Annotated in this window: 4 protein-coding genes and 1 pseudogene; all 5 read left to right on the top strand. The window is 68.4% G+C overall.

Annotated elements, in window-relative coordinates; translation table 11 throughout:
• Nucleotides 1-193: 193 nt before the first annotated feature.
• Nucleotides 194-406, top strand: a pseudogene (locus tag ACWDO5_RS17555) (IS630 family transposase); the annotation flags it as partial.
• Between the two features lie 199 nt (nt 407-605).
• Nucleotides 606-1,547 (top strand): ABC transporter ATP-binding protein, encoded by a 942-nt coding sequence (locus ACWDO5_RS17550; RefSeq protein ID WP_450531174.1) that lies wholly within the window; start codon nt 606-608, stop codon nt 1,545-1,547.
• Entirely contained in the window at nt 1,544-2,902 is a 1,359-nt protein-coding gene (locus ACWDO5_RS17545) for an ABC transporter permease (RefSeq protein WP_450531173.1), read from the top strand. Before ACWDO5_RS17550 ends, ACWDO5_RS17545 begins: the two co-directional genes overlap by 4 nt.
• A gap of 4 nt (nt 2,903-2,906) precedes the next feature.
• Complete coding sequence (locus ACWDO5_RS17540) at nt 2,907-5,663, top strand: alkaline phosphatase family protein (protein ID WP_450531172.1); 2,757 nt, start codon at nt 2,907-2,909, stop codon at nt 5,661-5,663.
• A 283-nt stretch (nt 5,664-5,946) separates the two neighbouring features.
• Nucleotides 5,947-6,174 carry a hypothetical protein gene (locus ACWDO5_RS17535; RefSeq protein WP_450531171.1) on the top strand — a complete coding sequence of 76 codons (228 nt, stop codon included), beginning with the start codon at nt 5,947-5,949 and terminating at the stop codon, nt 6,172-6,174.
• Nucleotides 6,175-6,275: the final 101 nt, after the last annotated feature.

Here is a 6,275-nt window from a genome sequence, read left to right as displayed (position 1 = left end):
CATGGCCGGGGCGGCGCAGACGGAGATCGGCGGACAGGAGGGCTCGGGGCGGGCCGTCACTCGGGACCGTTCGGCGCGAAGTTCCGCGAGCAGATGACCATTTCCTCGCTCTGAGTATTCGCCAACATCCACTCGTTGCCCCCATCTACCAGAAGCTTCACCTCCTCCCACGCCCAGCAGGTCCCAACTCGCTCTGCACCCAACCAGGTTGGAAAGGTTCTGGTCGCTCCCCAAGCGGCTGGCCGACTTCGCCGCCGCCGATCTCATGCACCTGACCCGCGTGATCAAGCGGAAGCTGAAGAAGATCCAGTACCGGCCCCACCTGGTCGACGGCTGCCTGCCACCCACCGGCCTGACCATGGACGACGACGCAATCAGATCACCGGACTCCACGAGTTCAACCTGAGTAGTGCACCGAATTGCGGGCCTCGGTACGTCGTACGGACTCGGTGCGTCCAGGCATTGCCCAAGTCCGGCTCGATGCTGGCTACTCGTGCACACAACTTGCCAACCCTTGACGATCCGTTCCATGAACGTTCAACCGCCACCCCCGAAACGTTGTGTGCTGCACCTAAAGTCCCTGAGGAATTCGAAGGAAGGGACTCATGGACACACACCTCGCGGTCCGGGCTCGCGGGATCACCAAGTGCTTCGGCGACGTCGTCGCACTCGACGGCGTCGATCTGGATGTGACGCAGGGGCAGATCCACGGCTTGGTCGGACCGAACGGCGCCGGCAAGACGACCTTGCTCGGTCTCCTGCTGGGCCTGGCTGTCGCCGACAGCGGCCGCCTCGAGATCCTGGGTACGCCGGTCGGGCGGGCGCTCGCCGCTCCCGGCGGTGTCGCGGGTTTCGTGGATGGGCCCGGTCTCTACCCCTCGCTCACCGCCAGGCAGAACCTCGCCGCGCTGGCCGCTCTCCGCGGCCACGACGCGCGGACAACGGGGATCGACGACGTGCTCGACCAGGTCGGGCTCACCGATGTCGCCGACGACCGGGCCCGCGGCTTCTCCCTCGGCATGCGTCAGCGGCTCGGGCTGGCCGCCGCCCTGCTCACCAAGCCCCGGCTGCTCGTGCTCGACGAACCTTCCAACGGCCTGGACCCGGCCGGCAAGAAACACGTACACGGTGTCCTCACCCGGCTCGCGACGGACGGAACCAGCGTCGTGCTCTCGAGCCATCGCATGGACGACCTCGAGGCACTGTGCTCCGAGGTCACCATCGTCGCCACCGGACGGGTCGTCTTCTCCGGCCCGCTGAGCAAGCTGGCCGCCGAGAACCGTGAACTCGACTACCGGCTGCTCACCTCCGACCCGCAGGCCGCCCGCCGGCTGGCTGTCGACACGGCCGGGATCCGCGTCGTCGACGGCGCCGGGGCACGGCACGGCGCCGAGGTGCTCGTGGTGCGCGCGCCGGTGCCCGCCCTCGACGAACTGGTGGTGCGGCTCGTGCACGCGGGCATCGCGGTGCGCGAGCTCGCACCCGTGGTGTCGCCGCTCGAGGCGGCGTTCCTCGCCCTCACCGAGCAGCAGGAGGCCGGCCGATGACCGCGACCATCGCCGACGACAACGTTGCCACTGTCCGCCGTGTCTCGGTGGCGCGCGGCTACCGCTTCGAGCTGATCAAGCTGGTCTCGCAATGGCGGATCCGCTTGCTGGTCCTCGCCTGCTGGATCGCGCCGGCGTTCTTCGTCGCCGCGGTGAGCCTGCAGAGCACGCTCCCCACCGACACCCTGTTCGGTCGCTGGATGCACGCCACGGGGTGGGCCGGACCGCTGGTGATGCTCGGTTTCGCGGGGAGCTTGGCGCTCCCGCTGCTGACCTCGGTGGTGGCCGGCGACGTGTTCGCCTCCGAGGACCGGCTCGGCACCTGGCGCCACCTGCTCGTGGCGGTCCAGTCACCCAGGCGGATCTTCGCAGCGAAGGCACTGGCCAGCCTCACCGTCATCCTGCTGCTCGTGGCCGGGCTGGCCTGTTCCAGCGCGGTCGGCGGGGTCGTGGCGGTCGGCAACCAGCCGCTGGTCGGCCTCGACGGCCACCTGCTGACGCCGGCGGACACCGCCGGCAAGGTCCTGCTCGCCTGGCTCTGCGTACTCGCCCCGACCCTGGCCCTTGCCGCGATCGGACTACTCGGGTCCGTCACGCTGGGGCGGTCCCCGATGGGACTGCTGCTGCCCACGCTCGTCGCGCTCGCGATGCAGCTCGCCCAGATGCTGCCGCTGCCCGTCGCCGTACGCCTCGCCCTGCCCGGCTACGCCTTCATCTCCTGGAACGGTCTGTTCACCAGCCCGGCACAGGTCGCCCCTCTCCTGATCGCCATCGTGGTCAGCCTGGTGTGGACCGTGCTCGCGACAGCGCTGGCGTACCTGCTTTTCCTCCGGCGCGATTTCACCAACCTGGCCTACGACGGTTCCGGGCGCCGCGCGATCACCACCGGACTCCTGCCGCTGGTCGGACTGGCCGCCCTCACCGTCTCGGTCGTCGCCGCGGCGACCCCGTCGATGGGTTCCGGGATCGAGCAGGACAAGGTCCAGCGGTCGGTCGCCACGGCATTCGCCCACCTCTACCGCATGCAGACCCAGCAGCTCAACCGCCCCGCCGTCACCGAAGCGCAACTGCGGGTCACGGCGGCGTGCAACAAGAGCGGCGGCCAGGTCGCCGCCGAGGGACCGGGCAACGACTGGCGTTGCGTCGTCACCTGGCATCTCCCCGGCGTCGAGGCCGCAGGGACAGCCATTTACCAGCTCGACGTCACCGCAGACGGGCGGTTCGTCGCCGATGGCGACGGACCGAAGGAAGTGAACGGCTACTTCCTGGTGCGGACCCCGACCGGGGACGCACCGAACCCGCTTTGGCAGTTCGACGGCAACGTCGAACTGCTCGACACCACCCCGAAGGGATAATTCCATGCAGGTAGCACGGCAGCGTCGGAGTAACGAGAAGGAACAGATCAGCCTTTTCGGCAGAAGTGTCGGCCGCCGGACCACTCTGGTAACGACGGGCATCGCTGTCGCCCTCGCCGTCACGGGCACCGCTGTTGCCCAGACGCAGCAGTTCGGCACCCAGCAGGTCGGCCAGGTCACCGCTAACGGCCAGGTTGTCTCCGCCGACCAGTACATCGCCCCGTACGGCAGCCGCACCGTCATCAACAACGGCAAGATCATGTCGTCCTCGGTCAGCCCGGACGGCAGCCATCTCGCGGCCTCGATCGCCGACGGTGATGCGTCGCTGGTCGTCATGGACCTCAAGACCGGGCAGGTGAAGCAGCGCGTCGGCACCTCCTCGACGGCCGACCTGCGCATCAGCGGCAACAGCGTGGGCCAGGAAGGCCCGACGTACTCGCCCGATGGTTCGCAGCTGTGGTTGGGCCAGAGCGACGGCTACACCAAGTTCACCGTGAACTCGGACGGCAGCGTCGCCAACCCGACGTTCATCTCGATCCCGGCCGACGGCTCCAAGCACGCACTGGTGGGTGCGGCGGTGTTCTCGGCCGACGGCTCCACCGTGTACTCCGCGGTCAACGGCCAGAACCGGGTGGTCGCCATCGACGCGGCGACCGGGACCATCAAGCAGAGCTGGGCCGTGGGCAACGCCCCCCGTGGCATCGCCATGGTCGGCAACAAGCTCTACGTCAGCAACGAGGGCGGGCGTCCGGCCAAGGCCGGCGACACCACGATCAACTCCTACGGCACCCAGGTGCCGGCCAACCCGGACACCGGTGCCACCACCACCGGCACGGTCAGCGTCATCAACCCGGCGGCCCCGTCCGCCGCCGTCGGGAGCATCGACGTCGGCCTGCACCCGACCGCGGTGTACGCCAAGAACGGGGTGGTGTTCGTCACCAACACCGCCGACAACAACGTGTCGGTCATCAACACCGCCAACGACAAGGTCGTCCAGACCATCGCCACCCAGCCGTGGCCGGAGGCGTCGGTCGGCTACGAGCCCAACGCGGTGACGCTCACCGACGACGGTCGCCTGCTGGTGACGCTCGGCCGCGCCAACGCGGTCGCCGTCTACCGGTACACCTCCCCGCAGGAGCCGGTCAGCTACGTCGGCCTGCTCCCGACGGACTACTTCCCCGCGGAGATCACCACCGTGGGCAAGAACGTGGTCGTCTCCAACACCCGTGGTATCGACGCCCGCCGCCCCACCAACAGGGCCGGGCGCGGCACCCACGACACGACGTCGAGCCTGACGCAGTTCACGCTGCCGGACGACAGCGTCATCAAGTCCGAGACCGGCAAGGTCTTCAAGCAGAACGGCTGGAACGGCGACGCGGTCAAGCTGGCCAAGGGCAAGGGCGACGCGAAGCCGGTGCCGGTCCCGGTGAAGCTCGGCGACCCCTCGACGATCAAGCACGTCTTCATGATCGTCAAGGAGAACCGGACCTACGACCAGGTCCTCGGTGACATTCCGGAGGGCAACGGCGACCCGTCGCTTACGCAGTTCGGCGAGAACGTGACGCCGAACCAGCACGCGCTGGCCAAGCAGTTCGGGCTGTACGACAACACCTACGACATCGGCACGAACTCCGCCGAGGGTCACAACTGGCTGATGCAGGCCGACAACCCGGAGTACACCGAGTCCTCGGCCGGTGAGTACACGCGCAGCTACGACACCGAGGACGACGCTCTCGGCCACCAGAAGTCCGGCTTCATCTGGACCGGTGCACAGGCGGCTGGGAAGTCCGTCAAGGACTTCGGCGAGTTCCAGTCGTTCGAGAGCAAGCCGTCCGGCGCGACCTGGCAGAACCTGTACTGCGACACCAAGAACATGCAGGCGACCGGGCAGAAGACCGCCTACCCCATTCAAACGGGCTCGGCGATACCGTCGCTCAACAAGGTGTCGGTGCCCGGCTTCCCGAAGTTCGACACCAGTGTCCCGGACATCTACAAGGAGGAGATCTGGAAGCAGGACTTCGAGAAGAACGGGCCGGCGAACCTGAACATGTTCTGGCTCTCCAACGACCACACCGGTGGTCCGGCGAACGCCGCCGCTCAGGTCGCGGACAACGACCTCGCGGTCGGCCGGATGGTTGACGAGATCTCGCACAGCAAGTACTGGAAGGACTCGGCGATCTTCGTCGTCGAGGACGACTCCCAGGCCGGCCTCGACCACGTCGACGGCCACCGTGCCCCGGTCCAGATCATCAGCCCCTGGGCTCAGCACGGCACCGTCGACAACCGCTACTACTCGCAGATCACGATGGTCCGGACCATCGAGCAGATCCTCGGGATCCACCCGATGAACCAGAAGGACAGCGCGGCCACCCCGATGCGTGGGGCGTTCACCCAGAACGCGAACAACACGCCGTTCACGGCGGTGCCCAACCGGACCTCGCTGACCCTCGGCCTGAGCACCCAGCCCTCCTGCGGCCCGGACACCCCGGCGCCGCAGAACGCCAAGGCGGCGCCCGCGCCGACGTCCGCAACGGTGCCGGCGGCCGAGCAGAACGTCGCGGCGCAGTGGAAGGCCTGGCAGTCGCACCAGCGGCTGACCGGACCCAACGCCGTGCCCGACTTCGCCAACCCCGCGCAGATGAACCACTTCACGTGGTACCAGACGCACAACTGGACCAAGCCGTACCCCGGCGAGAGCAAGATCTACGCGCCGAACGACGTACCGGGCGCCTACATCCCGTCGTCGGAGTCCGACGGCTGACGTAGCCTGATCGCGTCAAGAGGCCCCTGGCCGGCGTCACCGCTGGCCAGGGGCCTCTTTTATCTCCTGTGTAGCAAATGCCGGATTTAGACCATCGATGTCTGCCAGAGCGGAGGAGTGCCCACCAGATAAAAATGCCCCGCCGCAGAACGCGAGCCACCCGGCCCACTGCCGTCCTGTCCGTCGCACGAACGGACTCGTCCTGTGGGCGCACACGCGAGCTGAGTTCGCGCCCGTCACCGCGCTGCGTCCGCCGCTCCCTCACGGGACCCAGGACGGCCCGGTGCCGTGCCCCGCCTGGGGGCTGCCCACGGGGCGGGTGCACGGTTTCCACCGGCTGCTGGGCGTCCTCGCGGTGCCGGTGTCCCGCTCAACTCGCCCGAAGGGCGGCCAGGCCAGTTGCACGCTCGCCATCCGCGGCAAGCACGTACAACTCGCCACCGCGTCCGGCAGCTTTGGGCGAGCGACCTGCACCGGCGTGCTGCCGGCCGGGGAATCCCCGGCCGGGTGACTTGCGGCCGGCGAGCGCGGCGAGAACACCCGCGCGTCTCATATCCGGCACCCGGACCGGTGCGCTCGTAGCCACGCGCGCCAGGCGGTTCGGCGGCGGGC

It is taken from the genome of Streptomyces sp. NPDC000880 (genome assembly GCF_053599675.1).
Note: the sequence above shows the minus strand (reverse complement) of the source record. Positions and strands in the feature narration are given on the sequence as shown.